Source organism: Chitinophaga nivalis (assembly GCF_025989125.1).
Classification (GTDB): domain Bacteria; phylum Bacteroidota; class Bacteroidia; order Chitinophagales; family Chitinophagaceae; genus Chitinophaga; species Chitinophaga nivalis.
Genome location: NZ_JAPDNR010000001.1, coordinates 4,654,949 through 4,672,258, shown reverse-complemented (window position 1 = coordinate 4,672,258; position 17,310 = coordinate 4,654,949). Strand labels below are relative to the sequence as shown.

At 46.1% G+C, this 17,310-nt stretch carries 13 protein-coding genes; 7 read left to right on the top strand and 6 right to left on the bottom strand.

Features of this window, described 5'->3' with window-relative positions:
* Nucleotides 1-147 precede the first annotated feature (147 nt).
* On the top strand, nucleotides 148-705 hold the full coding sequence (locus tag OL444_RS18510) for a hypothetical protein (RefSeq protein ID WP_264730801.1): 558 nt from the start codon (nucleotides 148-150) through the stop codon (nucleotides 703-705).
* A gap of 117 nt (nucleotides 706-822) precedes the next feature.
* On the opposite strand, the gene OL444_RS18505 is transcribed toward OL444_RS18510, so the two are convergent.
* Entirely contained in the window at nucleotides 823-1,413 is a 591-nt protein-coding gene (locus tag OL444_RS18505) for a DUF3347 domain-containing protein (protein WP_264730803.1), read from the bottom strand.
* Between the two features lie 202 nt (nucleotides 1,414-1,615).
* On the opposite strand from OL444_RS18505, the gene OL444_RS18500 reads away from it, so the two are divergent.
* The 6 genes from OL444_RS18500 (at nucleotide 1,616) to OL444_RS18475 (ending at nucleotide 11,518) form a co-directional block, all read left to right on the top strand.
* The gene (locus OL444_RS18500; RefSeq protein WP_264730805.1) at nucleotides 1,616-3,586 is read left to right on the top strand and encodes an ABC-F family ATP-binding cassette domain-containing protein; all 1,971 of its coding nucleotides are present in this window, start codon (nucleotides 1,616-1,618) and stop codon (nucleotides 3,584-3,586) included.
* A gap of 96 nt (nucleotides 3,587-3,682) precedes the next feature.
* On the top strand, nucleotides 3,683-4,369 hold the full coding sequence (locus tag OL444_RS18495) for a response regulator transcription factor (RefSeq protein WP_264730807.1): 687 nt from the start codon (nucleotides 3,683-3,685) through the stop codon (nucleotides 4,367-4,369).
* A 29-nt stretch (nucleotides 4,370-4,398) separates the two neighbouring features.
* Entirely contained in the window at nucleotides 4,399-5,769 is a 1,371-nt protein-coding gene (locus OL444_RS18490) for a sensor histidine kinase (protein ID WP_264730809.1), read from the top strand.
* A 152-nt stretch (nucleotides 5,770-5,921) separates the two neighbouring features.
* Nucleotides 5,922-7,199: a TolC family protein gene (locus OL444_RS18485; RefSeq protein WP_264730810.1), complete on the top strand. Its 1,278-nt coding sequence runs from the start codon at nucleotides 5,922-5,924 to the stop codon at nucleotides 7,197-7,199.
* 4 nt (nucleotides 7,200-7,203) lie between these two features.
* Nucleotides 7,204-8,295 (top strand): efflux RND transporter periplasmic adaptor subunit, encoded by a 1,092-nt coding sequence (locus OL444_RS18480; RefSeq protein ID WP_264730812.1) that lies wholly within the window; start codon nucleotides 7,204-7,206, stop codon nucleotides 8,293-8,295.
* Nucleotides 8,296-8,416: 121 nt separating this feature from the next.
* Nucleotides 8,417-11,518, top strand: coding sequence for an efflux RND transporter permease subunit (locus tag OL444_RS18475; RefSeq protein ID WP_264730814.1), 3,102 nt, complete (start codon nucleotides 8,417-8,419; stop codon nucleotides 11,516-11,518).
* A 167-nt stretch (nucleotides 11,519-11,685) separates the two neighbouring features.
* On the opposite strand, the gene trhO is transcribed toward OL444_RS18475, so the two are convergent.
* From trhO to OL444_RS18450, 5 genes are all read right to left on the bottom strand, one after another.
* On the bottom strand, nucleotides 11,686-12,708 hold the full coding sequence (gene trhO, locus OL444_RS18470; protein ID WP_264730816.1) for an oxygen-dependent tRNA uridine(34) hydroxylase TrhO: 1,023 nt from the start codon (nucleotides 12,706-12,708) through the stop codon (nucleotides 11,686-11,688).
* A 197-nt stretch (nucleotides 12,709-12,905) separates the two neighbouring features.
* Nucleotides 12,906-13,028 carry a hypothetical protein gene (locus OL444_RS18465; protein WP_264730818.1) on the bottom strand — a complete coding sequence of 41 codons (123 nt, stop codon included), beginning with the start codon at nucleotides 13,026-13,028 and terminating at the stop codon, nucleotides 12,906-12,908.
* 478 nt (nucleotides 13,029-13,506) lie between these two features.
* Entirely contained in the window at nucleotides 13,507-13,713 is a 207-nt protein-coding gene (locus OL444_RS18460) for a hypothetical protein (RefSeq protein ID WP_264730820.1), read from the bottom strand.
* Nucleotides 13,714-14,195: 482 nt separating this feature from the next.
* On the bottom strand, nucleotides 14,196-16,715 hold the full coding sequence (locus OL444_RS18455) for a DUF5686 and carboxypeptidase regulatory-like domain-containing protein (protein ID WP_264730822.1): 2,520 nt from the start codon (nucleotides 16,713-16,715) through the stop codon (nucleotides 14,196-14,198).
* Nucleotides 16,716-16,798: 83 nt separating this feature from the next.
* On the bottom strand, nucleotides 16,799-17,164 hold the full coding sequence (locus tag OL444_RS18450; protein ID WP_264730823.1) for a hypothetical protein: 366 nt from the start codon (nucleotides 17,162-17,164) through the stop codon (nucleotides 16,799-16,801).
* Between the last annotated feature and the right edge of the window lie 146 nt (nucleotides 17,165-17,310).

The following is a 17,310-nucleotide window of genomic DNA, read 5'->3' as shown; positions in this document are numbered from 1 at the left end:
AATGTTTGCGAAGTTAAGAAATAGTTTGTTAGCTTTTTTATAGTACTTCATTGAAAGTAAGGATTTTAAAAATAATTATTTACACGGCAATGAAGTTGCTGTCCAAAAAATGTTTATTTTCACCTTTGTAACAAAAAAAGTTTACAAATGATTGCTGTCAATTTAAAACTTTATGACATTTTCCGGCACGACCTCCATTTGCCGGATGAAAAGGCTGCCGGGCTGGTGGTGGCACTGGAGGAGTCTTCCCAAAGGCATTATGCAACTGCCATTGCCGGATTAGCGACCAAAGAAGCACTCAAAACAACCGAAGGTGTGCTCCGCAAAGAGATCCAACAGGTAGAGACTACGCTCAGAGGTGAAATTCAACACGTTGAAACTACCCTCAGAAGTGAGATCCAACAGGTTGCCACTACACTCAGAGGCGAGATTCAGCATGTTGAAACCAAGATCCAACATGTAGAAACTACTCTCAGCAGCAAAATTCAGCATGTGGAAACCCAAATTGTGGACACAAAATTTGAGTTAAAACAAGACATTCATGAGCTGCACCTAAAACTGATAGACGCCGGCGCACAAACCAACGTAAAAATCGAACAGGTGAAATCCGATCTTAAAAGCAGTATCGGTATTGCCAGCCTGGTGCAATTCATCGCTATCATCGGCTCCGTATTGGCCATCATCAATTTCATGATGAGAAAATAAGACCCCGCTATTACCCCCTTCACTGTTTTCTCCTTACCTAATTACCTTCCCCACACCGTCAGGCATGCTGCCCTCCGCTCCTACTGCATCAGCTGCGCCGATCGCCCGCACTACTACCTACTTGTAACGCAAAGTATCTTTCGTTTCTCCGCACTCCAGCATCTCATCTCCAAAATAAGGATTCAGAATACCCGGCTTATCACTCAGCCAGTAAGCTCCTTTATTATCGAAAGCCATCGGGCAATACTGGTGATAAATGGTCTGCCCTTTCAGGCCGGTGTTCCGTACCAGGTCAAACAACATTTCCGATACCATCTGAAATGCCTCCCGTTTGCCTTCCAGGGTAGCTTCCGCCGGGAAAGCCAATAGTTCGGCACTGATACTGCCGGTGGTGCTGCTGATCGTTCCCAGATGTGTGCTATCCATTTGCAACAATGATACCGGCAAACTATCTACATGCAATTTCAGGCCCGCTGCCGCTACATTGGCGGCGGCTGTATCTGCCTTTACCAGGGCTGCCGACAGCTGATAATAAGATTGCATCGCCGTTTGCAGGGAGTCATAGAAAACGGGGTTGTAAGGCGCCTGCAGGGCTTCGCCGGCCACTGTTTGCTCCTGCCCTTCCTGTTTGGAGGTATTCTGCTGACAAGCCAGTAACGTGGCAGCCAGTAAGAAGGTGCCAACGGGAACGCATACTTTAAAACTCATGTAATTTCTCTTTGTAACAAAACTAATTAAAATGCAGTGACAACACAACAGGCCGCACCACCCAAACTGCCGTAATCATTGCCTGAAAAACCGGCACCTGTTGCTGCTCCAACATTTCAGGTTAATCATTTTAATCATATTCGCTAGAATTCAGACATTTATCCTTAACTTTGCACGTTTTTTATCCAATTTTTTATATTTTATGTTGATCGCATTACAGGACATTACATTTGAGTTTGGCTCCAGGGTGATACTGGAAGATTCTTCCTGGCATATTGAACCAGGAGACCGTGTAGGACTTATCGGATTGAACGGAACCGGTAAATCCACCCTGCTGCGCATTATCAACGGAGAATATTCTATTTCCAAAGGAAGTGTTAATAAAAGCAAAAACCTGACTATCGGCTTCTTTAACCAGGACCTCCTCAGCTTTGAAACCGAAGAATCCATCCTCACCGTAGGTATGATGGCCTTCGGCAAGGCATTGGAACTGGAAAAAGATATTGAACGTATCACCAAAGAGCTGGAAGAAAGTCAGACCGACGAACTGCTGCACGAATTCAGTGACAAGCTGCACGAATTTGAAGCACTGGACGGCTATAATATGAAGCACAAAACGGCCCAGGTACTCGAAGGCTTAGGTTTTACCACTGCCGACCTGGATCGTCCTTACAACCAGTTCTCCGGAGGATGGCGTATGCGTGTACTCCTGGCCCGCCTCATCTTACAGCAACCGGATGTACTCATGCTCGATGAGCCCACGAACCACCTGGATCTTCCCTCCATCGAATGGCTGGAAAGATACCTGATTGGTTATAACGGCGCCGTTATCATCGTTTCTCACGACCGCTATTTCCTGGATCGTATGGTCAATAAAATTGTGGAAGTATATCAGCAGCAGCTGCACCACTACGCTGGTAGCTACGCCGATTACGAAGTGGAAAAAGAACTGCGCCGGGAAATGCAGCAGCGTGCCTACGATAACCAGCAGGATTATATCCGCCAGCAGGAACGTTTCATTGAACGTTTTAAGGCAAAAGCCTCTAAAGCCGCCCAGGCGCAGAGTATTGCCAAACGACTGGATAAACTGGACCGCGTGGAACAGGTAGACAACGGCCCTTCTAAAATCAGGATCAACTTCTCCGTGGACAAAACTCCCGGTAAGATTTTATGTACCCTGAATAATATCAGCAAGAGCTTCGGTCCTATTTCTATCTTAAAAAATACCAGCGCGGAAATCAACCGCGGTGATAAAATAGCCCTGATAGGCGCCAACGGTAAAGGGAAATCCACCCTCCTCCGTATCATATTCGGTATGGAACCTATGGAAGGGGAACGGGTACCCGGTCACAACGTGGTAACCAGCTTCTATGCACAGCACCAGCTGGAATCACTGGACCTTAACTGCGAAATACTGGATGAACTGAAAAACTTTGGCAGCGGCCGCACCGAACTGGAGCTCCGGCAACTGCTGGGCTGTTTCCTCTTCACCGGCGACGATGTATTTAAGAAGATCAAGATACTCTCCGGAGGCGAAAAAGCAAGGGTGGCACTGGCTAAAACCATCATCAGCCAGGCCAACTTCCTCATGCTCGATGAGCCGACGAACCACCTGGACATGAACTCTGTACAGATGCTGATTGATGCACTGAACAAATATGATGGTAGCCTGGTACTCGTATCGCACGACCGTTATTTTGTGAGCCAGACCGCCAACAAAATCTGGGAGATTGTAGACGGAGAAATCAAGGAATTCAAAGGTACCTACACAGAATGGGAAGAGTGGAAAAAGAGAATGGCGACCAATGCCCCTGCTGCTGCTACGACCAAATTATCGCAGTCTAACAATAACGCAGAAACGAAAAAGGAAAGTCAGTCGCAATCAGCAGCTGCCAATGCCACCAAAGGCGCTATCAACAAAGATGTACAACGCGAGCTGCAAAAACAGCAAAAACAGTTCTCTCAGGTAGAAGGACAGGTAGCCAGTTTGAAAGAACGGAAAAGCAACCTGGAAGCCAGTCTTGGAACACCGGAGATCTACAATGATAAAAACAGGTTTGCCCAGGTAGAAAATGAGTACCAGGATGTACTCAAATACCTGGAAAGAGCCAATCAGCAATATGAACAATTGTTCGAGAAAATAATGCAGCTGGAAGCGAACCTGACCAGCTAACGGGCGGATGTAACTACCCGTATGAAAGGATGCATTACAGGTGCACATCCTGTACCTGTAATGCGTAATTTCAGTATTAAACCCCCTGTCTTCGTTATGCAAAAGATACTGGTTGTAGAAGATGAAGTAAAAGTGGCCAATGCCGTTAAAAAAGGGTTGGAAGAAAACGGATTTGAAGTGGATGTAGCCTATGATGGCCGCATGGGAAAAAGCCTGGCAGCCAGCAACCATTACGACCTCGTTATACTGGATCTGAACCTCCCCCACAGCAACGGCTATGAACTGTGTGAGGTGATCCGCCACAAAAACAACCGTATACCGGTGATTATGCTCACTGCCCTCGGCGGCATGGAAGATAAAATGCAGGCCTTCGAGCTGGGCGCAGATGATTACCTGGTAAAACCTTTCGACTTCCGGGAACTGCTGGCCCGCATCCGGGTATTCCTGAAACGTGCCGGCGCTGTGGCCGCACAAAGCACTCAGTTTAAAATCAGTATTGCCGACCTGGAAATAGACCGCGAGAAAAAAGAGGTCACACGGGGCGGCAAAAAAATAGCCCTCACCGCCAAAGAATATCAGCTGCTCGAATTTCTGGCCTTACATAAAGGAAAAGTCATCTCCAAACTAACCATCGCGGAAAAGGTATGGGATATCGATTTTGATACCGGTACCAACGTGATCGAAGTATACATGAATTTCCTCCGTAAGAAAATTGACAAAGATTTCGATCAGAAACTCCTGCACACGAAAACAGGTATGGGATATTATCTCTCCGAAGAATAATTCTGTTATCCGGATATTATACTGCTGCTTTGAAGATAAAATATAAGATAGCACTTTATTACACCCTTTCTGCTACGTTCATGCTCATCGCATTTGCAGGACTGGCCTATTATTTCTCCGCCAAATCCCGCAAGGCAGAATACCTGGAACGCCTGGAGTACCGCGCACGTTCCATTGCCAATGTTATTATTGAAGACGGGCACGTAAAAGTAGATCTGCTGCGAAAGCTGGACCGGACTACCTTCCAGGATCTTTATAAAGAAACCATCCTGGTATACAATCCCTCCTACGATCTGCTGTACAGCAATCTGAAAGATACGACCATCCGCACCCACCCCAGCCTGCTGGATTATATCAAACAAAACAAACTATACAGCTACGATAAAGGCGGCGGTGAAGTAGTAGGTGTGTATTATACAGAAGGAGCAGTATCTGTTATCGTTATTGTATCTTCTTTTGATAAATACGGTTTTCAAAACCTGCAAAGCCTGCAGCAAATCCTGCTGCTGGAGCTGATTATCGCCCTGTTTGTATTGGTAGGTGTAGGTTATTTCTTTGCCCGTAAAATGGTGCAGCCTATTGACAGGCTGGTGAAACAGGTAGATACCATCAACGCCAATAACCTGCAGGATACCCAGGTAGCTGTAAAAGGGAAAGACGAAATTGCCAAGCTGGGAGCGAATTTCAACACGATGTTGCTACGTCTCAGTGAATCATTCGACCTGCAGAAAAGTTTCGTGAGCAATGCCTCACACGAATTAAGAACGCCGCTGGCAGCAATCATCAGCCAGCTGCAGGTAACCTTATCCAAAGACAGAAGCAAGGAAGAATATCATGCCCTGCTGGTATCGGTACTGGAAGATGCAGAGAACCTCTCCGACCTTTCCAATGGCCTGTTGCAACTGGCCCAGTCGGAAATGCGGCAGCAGGAATTTACTTTCAGCCCTGTACGTATGGATGAATTGCTGATGGAGATGACCAACCTGATACACCTGAAAAATAAGGTGCCCGGTAAAGTAGATATCCAGTTTGTGAAGGTACCCGACAACGATTCGCTTGTCACCTGTTTGGGTAATGAAAACCTTTTGAAAGTATTATTCCTGAATCTGACAGATAATGCCTGTAAGTTTTCTGCAGACAATACCGCCTATATCGCGATCGATTTCTTCACCCAATACATGACCATACAGGTAAAGGATAACGGCATCGGTATTCCGCCTGCGGAGATCAATAAAATTTTCGAACCTTTCTACCGCGGACAAAATGCGCTGCAGATCCGTGGACACGGATTGGGTTTATCTATCTGTAAAAAAATTGTGCAGCTGCATCGCGGCCACATTACCGTAACGCCTAATACCGGCGGTGGTACCATCTTTACCGTGATCCTGCCACATATCTGATAGCACCTCACAGCCACCTGCCACCAGTCCCCCACCCGGACTGCAATAGCATGGCCGTGCCATCCGGCGGCCTGATTTTAATTTCTTTTTAATATCCCTTAAAGGTTCCTTTAATCTCACTTGGTGAGCTTTGTGTCATGAAATTTGGCATTATGCGAACTATGCGTACACTGATTATGTCAGGATACGTTTGCTGTCTGGGCTTTATGCAACCTTCTCAGGCACAGACCGTACCCCGGCCGGTCACCTTACAGGCCGTTGAAGATTCCTTCCTGGTTAAGAATTATTTATTACTTGCACAACGCTATCAGACAGATGCCTCCAAAGCATTAATCCGGCAGGCGAAGCTATGGAATAACCCTTCCCTGAGTACCGTATTGGGATTCAGAAGTATGGAAAAGCCGAGACCATTTGATATCGGCCGTGGCGGGGAAACCCAGTATACCATTGATCAGCTGATACAGCTGGCCGGTAAAAGGAACAAAAATGTACAGCTGGCCGCAACAGCCGTGAAAATGAATGAAGCCACCTTTGATGAGCTGGTACGTACGCTGCGGTTGCAATTGCGGGCCAACTTCTATAATATCTACTATCTGCGGCGGACAGAAAAAGTATTGAAAGAACAATTGGGCAATCTGCAAACCATTGTAGACGCCTATATTACTGCGGATAAAAAAGGGAGTGTAGCCCACTCTGATCTGATCAGGTTGCAGGCATTGCAGGTAGGTATCGAAAATGATTATGCCGATCTGAAACAACAGGAACTGGATGCCCAGAAAAACCTGCAGCAACTGCTGCATACGCAGGATTTTTATGATGCCATATTACAGCCCAGCGATCTCGCCAGCTATACCCTCGATAAGATACAACTACCGCAGCTGCTGGATAGCGCCGCGAAATACCGGCCGGATGTAAGAATAGCCGCCGCCCAATACCAGAGCGCCGGACTCAATTACCGCCTGCAACAATCCATGGCCGTACCCGACATCCATGTTGGCGCTACCTATGACAAACAAGGTAGCTATATCCCTCATTTTATAGGCTTGACGTTCGGCATCGACCTGCCGGTGTGGAACCGCAACCAGGGTAACATCCGGGCTGCCGCCTCCCAGGTAAACGCCGTACAGCAGCAGCTCCTGCAACAACAATCTGTTGCCCAGTCGGAAGTACTGACCGCCTATCAGCGTATCGTAGCACTGGAAAAACGTTACAAAGGCTTCGACCTGCACCAGTTCCAGGGAGAATTTGATACCCTCATTGCAGAAGTAGCCAGAAATTTCAGTAAAGGCAACATCTCTCTCCTGCAGTTTATCGATTACTTCAACAGCTACAGCGACAACGCAAAAAATATCAATAAGTTTTTATCCAACCGGGTAAATGCCTACGAAGAACTCAACTATGCAACAGGACAAGAACTATTTAAACTTTAAGCGCATGAAACGGCCTATTATATTCCTCGGCTTTTGTTTATTGGCGGCCATTATATGGAGTGGCTGCAAGGATACCCAGGCAGAAGAAGCCGAGAAAAGTACCTTCGTACTCAGTGATACTATGCTGAAAAATATCCGCATAGACACTGCCCGTATGGAACCGGTACTGAATGAATTGCGGCTTTCCGGTAAGGTAGCACCCAATGGTGGTAAGGTATTGAAAGTATATCCGCTGGTAAGTGGCTATGTGGAAGATATTAAAGTACAGCTGGGCGATTATGTACAGAAAGGACAGGTACTGGCCGTGATACACAGTGCGGAAATTGCCGACTATGAAAAACAACTGGCGCAGGCCAGGTCTGACCGCAATGTGGCAGACAAAAACCTGAAAGTAGCGCAGGACCTGTACGACAGCCGTCTGAGTACCGAAAAAGATGTGGTGAATGCCAAAGGAGAGGTACAAAAATCAGATGCAGAAATCAACCGGCTGAACGACCTCTTTAAAATATATCGCAAAGGAAAAGGCGCCACCTATCTTGTTACCGCACCTATCTCCGGCTATATCATCGAAAAAAACATCAACAACAGTATGGAAATCCGTACCGATAACAGTACGAATATCTTTACCATTTCTGAACTGGATGATGTATGGGTAATGGCCAATGTATTTGAAACAGATATCGCCCGCATCAAAGAAGGATACGAAGCAGACGTGGTAACAGTAAGCTACCCCGATCAGCCCTTCCACGGCAAGATCGACAAGATCTACAACTTCCTGGACCCTGCCACCAAAACCATGCAGGTAAGGATACGTATCGACAATAAAAACATGCTGCTGAAACCGGAGATGTTTGCCACGGTATACGTGACCTATCAGGATAATGACGAGCAGATAGCAGTGCCTTCTGCCGCCATCATTTTTGACAACAGTAAAAACTTTGTGCTGGTATTCAAGGATAAATTCAATATCAGCGTACGTCAGGTAGAAGTAGCCAAAACAGCGGGTGATATCACCTACATCTCTGCCGGATTGAAACCGGAAGAGAAAGTGATTTCAAAAAATCAGCTGCTCATTTACGACGCACTGAAAGACTAATACTGCCATGATTCATCTTACCAGGCTACATATTGCTTTGAGCATCGTTTACAGCCCCTCCTGCGGGCGAAACAACCACTTAAAGTGAAAGACCAGCATGGCTATCTAAAGCACCGGATTTATGAATAAATTCATCAGAAATATTGTAGCATTTTCTCTCAGGAACAAACTGTTTGTTTTTATCAGTGTGGTCACACTGGTGATAGCAGGTGTTTTTTCCTTTTTGCACACACCTATTGAGGCCTTCCCCGATGTCACCAATACACAGATTGTGATTGTGACCAAATGGAATGGCCGCAGCGCCCAGGAAGTGGAACGCTTTGTAACACTTCCTATAGAAGTATCAATGAATGCCGTGCAGAAAAAAACCAGCGTACGTTCTGTTACGATGTTCGGTTTATCTGTGGTGAAAATAATTTTTGACGATGATGTGGAAGATTTTTTCGCCCGGCAACAGGTCAATAATATGCTGGCCAATATTGGATTGCCGGACGGCGCATCGCCCGAAGTACAGCCCCCCTACGGCCCTACCGGAGAAATCTTCCGGTACTACCTGAAAAGCCCCAAACGGGATTCCCGGGAGTTACTTACCTGGCAAAACTGGGTGATAGACCGGCAGCTCCGCAGTGTGCCCGGCATCGCAGATGTGGTAGCCTTTGGCGGACAGGAAAAAATATACGAGATCTCTGCCGATCCCGTACGCCTCGCCAAATATGATATTACGCCGCTGGAATTATACCAGGCCGTCACCAAGAGCAATGTGAATGTTGGTGGCGATGTGATTGAAAAAAACGGACAGGCATACGTTGTAAGAGGTATTGGCCTGCTGAACAGCATCTCCGATATACAGAACATCATTATCCAGAATATCAATGGGGTGCCTTTATTGGTAAAGGACCTCGCCCATGTACATGAAGCATCGGCTCCGCGTGTGGGACAGGTAGGTCTCGACAAAAACGATGACCTCGTGGAAGGCATCGTGGTAATGCGTAAGGGAGAGAATCCCACCGAAGTGCTGCATCGCCTGAAAGATAAACTGAAAGAGCTGAACGAAACGGTGCTGCCGGAAGACATCACCATGGAAACCTTCTATGACCGGGATAACCTCATGGAGTTTTGTACACACACCGTGATGCATAACCTCGTGGAAGGGATCATCTTTGTAACTGTGATCGTCTTTATCTTCATGGCCGACTGGCGTACCACGGTGATTGTATCCATTATCATTCCGCTGGCCCTCCTGTTTGCGTTTATGTGTCTCCGCCTGAAAGGGATGAGTGCCAACCTGCTGTCGATGGGGGCGATAGACTTCGGTATTATCATAGACGGCGCCGTTGTCATGGTGGAAGGCGTATTTGTTATGCTGGATCACAAGGCTACCAAATATGGGATGGCCCGCTTCAACAAAATGGCTAAACTGGGATGGATCAAACAAACCGGTGGAGAGCTGGCCAAAGCGATCTTCTTCTCCAAACTCATTATTATCATCTCCCTCATCCCTATCTTCTCTTTCCAGAAAGTAGAGGGTAAGATGTTTTCTCCGCTGGCCTGGACACTGGGTTTTGCCTTGCTGGGTGCTTTATTGTTTACCCTCACGCTGGTACCCGTATTGTGTTCTATCCTCCTCCATAAAAATGTAAAGGAGAAACACAACGTAGTGGTAATTTTCTTTGACCGCATAGTGACCAGGGGTTTTAACTGGACCTACCGGAACAAGCGTTTAAGCCTCGTGCTGGCACTTTCCTTTATGGTACTCACCTTCTTCTCGGCCCGGTTCCTGGGAACGGAATTCCTGCCGCAGCTGAATGAAGGCTCTCTTTGGGTAACCACCGAATTGCCAATGAGTATGTCGCTCACCGAAAGTACCCGCATGGCACACCTGATCCGTTCGGATCTGGGCAACTTCCCGGAAGTGAAAAAGGTATTATCGCAGGTGGGCCGTTCCAACGATGGTACCGACCCCAATGGCTTCTACTTTGTACAATACCAGGTAGACCTGGCGCCTAAAGCGGAATGGAAACGTGCTATCACGCAGGATGAACTGATTGCGCAAATGGAGCAACGCCTGAAGAAATACCCCGGTATTATCCTCAACTTCTCTCAGCCTATCAGCGACAACGTATCAGAAGCCGTAGCCGGCTTTAAAGCCGCCAATGGCGTGAAGATTTTTGGCAGCGACCTGGTTAAACTGGAAGCCTTATCGCAGCAGGTCATGGCGCAGCTGAAAACTGTACCCGGTATCAAAGATCTGGGGGTGATCCGTAACATCGGGCAACCGGAAATGAGCATTAACCTGGACGACAACAAGATGGCCCAGTATGGCGTTTCTACCGGTGATGCGCAAGCGGTGATTGAAATGGCCATTGGCGGTAAAACAGCTACCCAGCTGTATGAGGGGGAGAAGAAATTCGATATCCGTATCCGTTACGATGAGAATTACCGTAAAACCGAAGAAGACCTGGCCAACCTGATGGTGCCCAGCATCAATAACAACAAGGTACCGCTGAAGGAAATAGCAGATATTAAAACCATTACTGGTCCTGCTTTCATTTATCGCGACAGCAACAAAAGGTTTATCGGGATTAAGTTCTCCGTACGTGACCGCGACCTGGGCAGCACCATTGCGGAAGCACAGGCCAGGATCAACAAAGTGATCAAACTGCCGAAAGGCTACAGTATTGGCTGGACCGGTGAATTTGAAAACCAGGTGCGTGCGACCCAGCGACTGGGACAGGTAGTACCTATCAGTATTGTGGCCATCTTCATGATACTGTTTATCATGCTGGGGAATGTAAAGGATGCCGGCCTTGTACTGATGAATGTACCTTTCGCGTTAATTGGTGGTATCCTGGCATTACATGTGACCCATATGAACTTTGGTATTTCTGCCGGCGTAGGTTTCATTGCCTTGTTTGGTATCTGTATTCAAAACGGGGTGATATTGATTTCGGTATTCCATAAGAACCTGCAGGCGAGGCTAAGCTTGAACGAGTCGATCCGACTGGGCGTACAAAGCCGGATACGGCCTGTGGTGATGACAGCCCTCATGGCGGCTATTGGCCTGGTACCGGCAGCGCTGTCGCACGGCATTGGTTCTGAAACGCAGAAACCCCTGGCGATTGTGGTGATTGGTGGATTAATTACAGCAACTGTACTGACATTGCTGGTATTTCCCATCATTTTCTATGGCGCCTATAAAAACAGAAAAGAAGCATTGGTATAATCCTGACAACAGGAGCTATATAAATTTTTAGTTCGCATATAGGTTGATAGAATGGTTATGGAAAAAGGAAAGGCCAGCTGATGGCTGGCCCCTACTGATTTTGTAATCTCTACTCCGCCCTGCCGAGAAGAAACAACGCGGGGCGGATTTTTTATGTTTAAGCGGTACTATTCCGCTGTTTTTCTTCTTCGTCTGGATTTGTTGAACATCAGTCCTTTTTCTACCCCTTTACGTAAGGCAGCCTGTTCTTCTTCCGGCAATGCATGCACGGTCTGGCAGGCCTCACTGCAGCAGCCATTGTATTTCTCTGCGCAGGCAGCACACTGGATAAACAACAGGTGGCAACCGTCATTGACACAGTTGGTATGGGTATCACAGGGCGCACCACATTGGTGACATTCGCTGATGATTTCGTCTGTAATACGCTCTCCCAGCCTGTCGTCGAACACGAAATTTTTGCCTTTGAATTTAATCGGCAGCTCTTGTTCCCTGGCTTTGTTGGTGTATTCGATGATACCGCCTTCCAGGTGAAAAACATTCTTGAAGCCATGGTGCAACATGTACGCAGATGCCTTCTCACAGCGGATACCACCGGTGCAGTACATGATGATATTCTTGTCTTTTTTGTCTGCCAGCATATCCACTGCCATGGGCAACTGATCGCGGAAGGTATCGGACGGCACTTCAATGGCGCCTTCAAAATGGCCTACTTCAAACTCATAGTGGTTGCGCATATCCACGATCACGGTTTCCGGATCAGCAGATAGTTCATTAAAGGCACGGGCATCTACATAACGGCCTTTGTTGGCCATATCAAATGTAGGATCGTCAATACCGTCTGCCACAATTTTGTCTCTCACTTTAATCTTGAGTACAAAAAACGATTTGCCATCATCATCCACCGCAATATTCAGCCGGATACCATTCAGGAACGGTACTTCATAGAGTTTCGTTTTGAATGTTTCAAAATGATGTTCCGGTACGCTTATCTGCGCGTTGATCCCTTCGTGGGCTACGTAGATACGTCCGAATGCGTCGAGTTTGAAAAGGGTTTCGTAAAGTTCATCCCGGAAAGCCTGGGGATCTTCGATTTTCGCGTACTGGTAGAAGGAGATAGTAACGCGCTTAATTGTTTCCAATGCCAGCCGTTTTTTCAGTTCGGCGGCAGATACTCTGTTGTGTAATGCCATGTTTTTTTGAAATTTTAAGGACACCTGCGTCGTGAACAAAACTTCAAATTACGCACTGATAATCAATGCAATAACTCAAAAATAAAATCCCGTTTAGCTAATATTTGCTGTAGCCATTATTACTTTTTTATGGCTATTGAGGCTGCAAGGTACGAAGTTTCAGCGGAACAATGGCTGGTAGCGCAGGTATCGCTGCTCTAGCCATTATTATTTCGTTGTCCGGTTACGCTGTTTACGCTGGGGATTTCCAGACTGATACGCCAGGCAGACGGTCTGGAATTATCCGCTACCACCCCACCCTCACGCACAGCTGTGCACATTTTTTAGTTGCCTGAAAAAATAATGATGCCCGTCGCTGGATATGGTGATATTCTCTGCAATGCTTTCGCTTGCAATACTATCAACATTATTACATAATTAGTTATCCTTACTAATTAAACACCTGCCAAATCCCTTAATACTGCAGGGTTTAAGGGAGTTACCGCACCTCAACATTTGCGTCCTCCATGCCTCCCCCTACCGTAACAGGCATACTATGTTTCCGGCAGTAGCAAATTGACAGGCGTGGATCAATACGCGGAAAAACAGGTGAAGTTACCCGAAACCCTATTCACATTAAAAATATTTTACACTTGAAAACACGATACCTCAGAACGAGAAAATCCTGACACACTTCATGCCGCAGTCAGGGGTCTAAAAGCAATAATGGGGAGTAGATAGAATAGGCTTAACAACTCAATAACAATCTGCCGCAGGCAGCTAAAATGAACAAACAAACGGGGATAGATAAGCTTAATTTTAGGAATTCCCGGGATCTACTTCCTTACTCCACTGATAGAGTTGTTGTAAGGAAAACCAGGCAATAGCACTGATAATGAAGATATAGCCTATGAAACCAAATGTACGCATGGGAACTGCTCCCGGCAAGTCATTCGTCTCAATAATGTAGGCCACGGTCGCCATTATTATCCCGAAAAGCAATGCAAAAAAGGCAATCCGTTTCATAGTCGTATGGTTTAAAGGATCTGCGGATAATGCCAGGCTACATCCAGGGAAAATAAGCATAATGGGTAGTAGCCTGCTCTACTGTATGATAACATACTTTATAAAAATTTGTTTACAAAGTGCAGAAAAAATATTTATCGATTTATAACTATTTGATAATTATTGTATATAACTTTGCCTATACGTTTTATAACCCCAGTTGGCACCTTTTTTGAAAATTACACTTTTGATAAGTGAATATTGTTTAACCCAAAAAATGTAATGTTATGAGTATTTATGTTACCTACTTTATTTATGCAATTGTTGGAATCTGGATCTACAGGTTACTCGCGTACTTCTTTGATGAGAAAAAAGAACTGAAAAGCAGAAAAAGAACTGTGAAATTCTAATCAGATCGGTATTCATCATACAAATAAGCGATACGGAGATTTTGTTTTAGCCGGATAAGTGGGCAGGAAACAAAATCTCCGCCATCCAACGATTTATTGCTGCGCTTTTACCATACCACCCAGAATGCCCCCAAATCCAACTCTAACGCCTATACGTGTATCTTCTTTCGTCTGATAACCGGCTACTACATCTACCCGGATCATCTTGAATATATTTTCAATACCGCCAAATACTTCCACATAGTTATTGTCGCTATTTACATAGAATGCATTGGAACCAGCTACCAGGTGCCATTTCAAGCGATTGAACAACGGAATTTTATTGGTCAGTAAACCATTGAAATGATGTTCCACATTTGCGGTAGCATAAAACGGCGCAGTAGTACTATACCGGTAATAAGGCGCCAGCTGAAAACTATTGAGGTACTTGGTATTGTAGAAAGTCTGATTACCATTGAAATGCTGGTAATCGGGCAACTGGACATTACGGTCGTTGATAAAACCACCCACACTCACATGATAGCGAAAGGCGCCAAATAATTTAAAGTTCATATCGTCCCGCACGGCAAACTGCCATTTATCAAAGTCGACAATGCTGTTGGCTACATTGGGAATGCCTTTACTATAGGCGATTTCAAATGTCGGATATTTGGAACCAAACGGAATTTTCCGATCCGGCAGTTCTATAAACTGTTGTCCGGGCTGAAAGCGGAAATGCAGATCCAGCACCAAAGCCTGATGCCGGGTAAATGGTATGTTGGAAAATTCGTTTGGATGATTGGGCGTAAACTGTTTACGATCATTCCGGAAAATGACGAAGTCTGTTGTATTTTCTACCGGTATCCTGCTTTCGTAGGTAATACCTGCGGTTAGTTTATCATTTGTCTGAAAGGTACGGCTGTATTGAAGATGGCCAAACCAGTTCTCATACAGTTTCATATAGTTTTCTTTCAGGAGCAGGGTATAAAACTCGTTGGCAATATTATCAATGGGATTATCCTGGTTAAACTGACTGATGCGCTTCCCTCCTGCCAATGTCCAGTTGTTACGGCCATAGCGGTTTTTCAGGCGGCTGCCGTTACTGAAATCAATCTGCGTATAGGCATTCAGGTGAGTATTACTCAAACCATAACGGATAAACGGCGATATTTTCAGTGTATTTTCCTTTCCGGTATTCAGCGTGAGTGTAGGTTCCAACGCCAGTACCAACCCTTCTACCGTATTATATTTCAGCGATTTTAACAACGACTTCACCTGCAGGGAATGATACAGGATAGCGCTATCGCGGCGGAAATAATACTGGTGTTTTACACCATTCCACAACACATCCATCATTTTTACCGGTTTTTGTTTTTGCTGCAGGGAATCCAGCCGGTAGCGGGAAAAAGCGGAATCTCTTTCTGCCTTGGCGATACTGTCTTTCTCGCGGTAATCCTTTACTTCGGCCTGCTCCAGCGGCACCGGACGGATGCTATCCCACCAGCTGCGTGGCTGTTTATCGAAGGCCGTATCATATTTCATGAGGGTCTTATCAAAATAACCGGCAGGCAGGTTAGGCTGCACGTTATAATCACTGTATACATTCACAAAATTACCCGACATACCGAAGCCAAATCGTTTCACGGCGAAGTGCAGCACCTGGTCTTTTATCCGCCAGACCTCCGGTGTAACCGGTACATGCGTTTGGCGGATTTGCAGGGTGTCCATCAGTTCCAACTGGTATTCGTTGGTCAAAATCAGATCGGTACTGTGAATACGCCAGTCTTTATCCGTAATAAAAATATAGCCGGAAAACAGGGGTTCCTGTTTTCGTTTAGGCATTACCTTTATCCGGCTTACCGTATGTCCATCTTCCTGAAACTCCCCTTCCAGCCGGTACTTATAATACGATAATGCATTTTCTGCGATCGGGGAAATATAGCCACGGGGGCCCATCTGCGTGATCACCGCAGATACGTTGTTATCATAAAAGCTGATAATGGCGGGGAAGTCTAACCCCAAGCCACCACCACTTTTCCGGGAGGAGATGACTTCCAGTTTTATTTTGTCGGGCTGGCGGGCTACTATCTTCGTTACAGATTCTGACAGGAACACCATGCCTTTCCCGGCACTGTCTACCCCCATTTCCTTTTTATCCATCTTCTTACCCAGGAAACGATCGGGTACACCATTCATGGCAATGGCGCCTTTGATATAGGACATACAACTGTACTCCTTTACCTGTTGCTGATAAAAGCGGCGTTTCTTAATAGCCTGCCGGATAATGGCATAGGCAGGGTCCTCGCCACCCGCTTTTATCACCACTTCCCGGATTTGCATGTTCACAGGCTCCAGGTGGAAATCGAGCGTTTGCAGCGGTGTACTGAGTTGTACCTCCACAGTGGTTTTACGGTAACCGATATATTGACAGATGAGGGTATAATTTCCGGGGGCCAGCTCCAGCTGATACTGACCGGCTGCATTGGTGGTTGTTCCTGTTGTAGTGCCTTTGATAAATACAGTGGCATATGGGAGGGGTTGATCTTTTTCATTGGTCACCCGGCCACGAATCGTATTGGCCTTACATAACCCGGCAATAAGCAGGCAAAACAGGGCAGATAGGTATTTCATCATGACGTAAAAATACATAGCCGCAGCATATAGGGTATACACTGCGGTTATTTTACCAGAATCTTAACAGCACATGATAATTAAAATCAGGCAGTTGCTTTGGCAGCAGCTTTTGGCGCACGCAGGAAAGCGGCGGTGCTGGCGGCAAAACCAGCTACCAATGCTCCCAGTACGGAACTGACAACTCCAATCAACGGCGCGCTTTTTACCTGTAAGATCATTTCGCTCATACGGTTGGCCAGCAGGTGGTCATTACGTACGTCGGCATAAAATGCCAGCAGCATCCATAACACAAAAACGGACAGGAAAGCACCGAAAAAGGATTTACCCGGAGACAAGGGTAATACCAGGGTTACCAAAAAAGCGACCAGCGCTACACTCCACCAGGGCAGTACCAATCCGGCTACAAATGCCAACAGGAGTATTAACAAAAAATGAGAAGTGGATTTCATGATTGTAATATAACAAAGAAATTAAAAATGACGAATTAAAAAGTGACGTGTGGGAATACCTACACCTCATTATTAATAATTGTTGTCTGGTTTAAACGGGCTATTAAAACACGACCCCGCAAACAAGTATATAAAGTAAGCTTACG

What these genes read in the sequence shown, in the direction of transcription:
- OL444_RS18510 (WP_264730801.1), top strand. Translation starts at nt 148, where the DNA reads ATGATTGCTGTCAATTTAAAACTTTATGACATTTTCCGGCACGACCTC.
- OL444_RS18505 (WP_264730803.1), bottom strand. Translation starts at nt 1,413, where the DNA reads ATGAGTTTTAAAGTATGCGTTCCCGTTGGCACCTTCTTACTGGCTGCC.
- OL444_RS18500 (WP_264730805.1), top strand. Translation starts at nt 1,616, where the DNA reads ATGTTGATCGCATTACAGGACATTACATTTGAGTTTGGCTCCAGGGTG.
- OL444_RS18495 (WP_264730807.1), top strand. Translation starts at nt 3,683, where the DNA reads ATGCAAAAGATACTGGTTGTAGAAGATGAAGTAAAAGTGGCCAATGCC.
- OL444_RS18485 (WP_264730810.1), top strand. Translation starts at nt 5,922, where the DNA reads ATGCGAACTATGCGTACACTGATTATGTCAGGATACGTTTGCTGTCTG.
- OL444_RS18480 (WP_264730812.1), top strand. Translation starts at nt 7,204, where the DNA reads ATGAAACGGCCTATTATATTCCTCGGCTTTTGTTTATTGGCGGCCATT.
- OL444_RS18475 (WP_264730814.1), top strand. Translation starts at nt 8,417, where the DNA reads ATGAATAAATTCATCAGAAATATTGTAGCATTTTCTCTCAGGAACAAA.
- trhO (WP_264730816.1), bottom strand. Translation starts at nt 12,708, where the DNA reads ATGGCATTACACAACAGAGTATCTGCCGCCGAACTGAAAAAACGGCTG.
- OL444_RS18465 (WP_264730818.1), bottom strand. Translation starts at nt 13,028, where the DNA reads ATGTGCACAGCTGTGCGTGAGGGTGGGGTGGTAGCGGATAATTCCAGA.
- OL444_RS18460 (WP_264730820.1), bottom strand. Translation starts at nt 13,713, where the DNA reads ATGAAACGGATTGCCTTTTTTGCATTGCTTTTCGGGATAATAATGGCG.
- OL444_RS18455 (WP_264730822.1), bottom strand. Translation starts at nt 16,715, where the DNA reads ATGATGAAATACCTATCTGCCCTGTTTTGCCTGCTTATTGCCGGGTTA.
- OL444_RS18450 (WP_264730823.1), bottom strand. Translation starts at nt 17,164, where the DNA reads ATGAAATCCACTTCTCATTTTTTGTTAATACTCCTGTTGGCATTTGTA.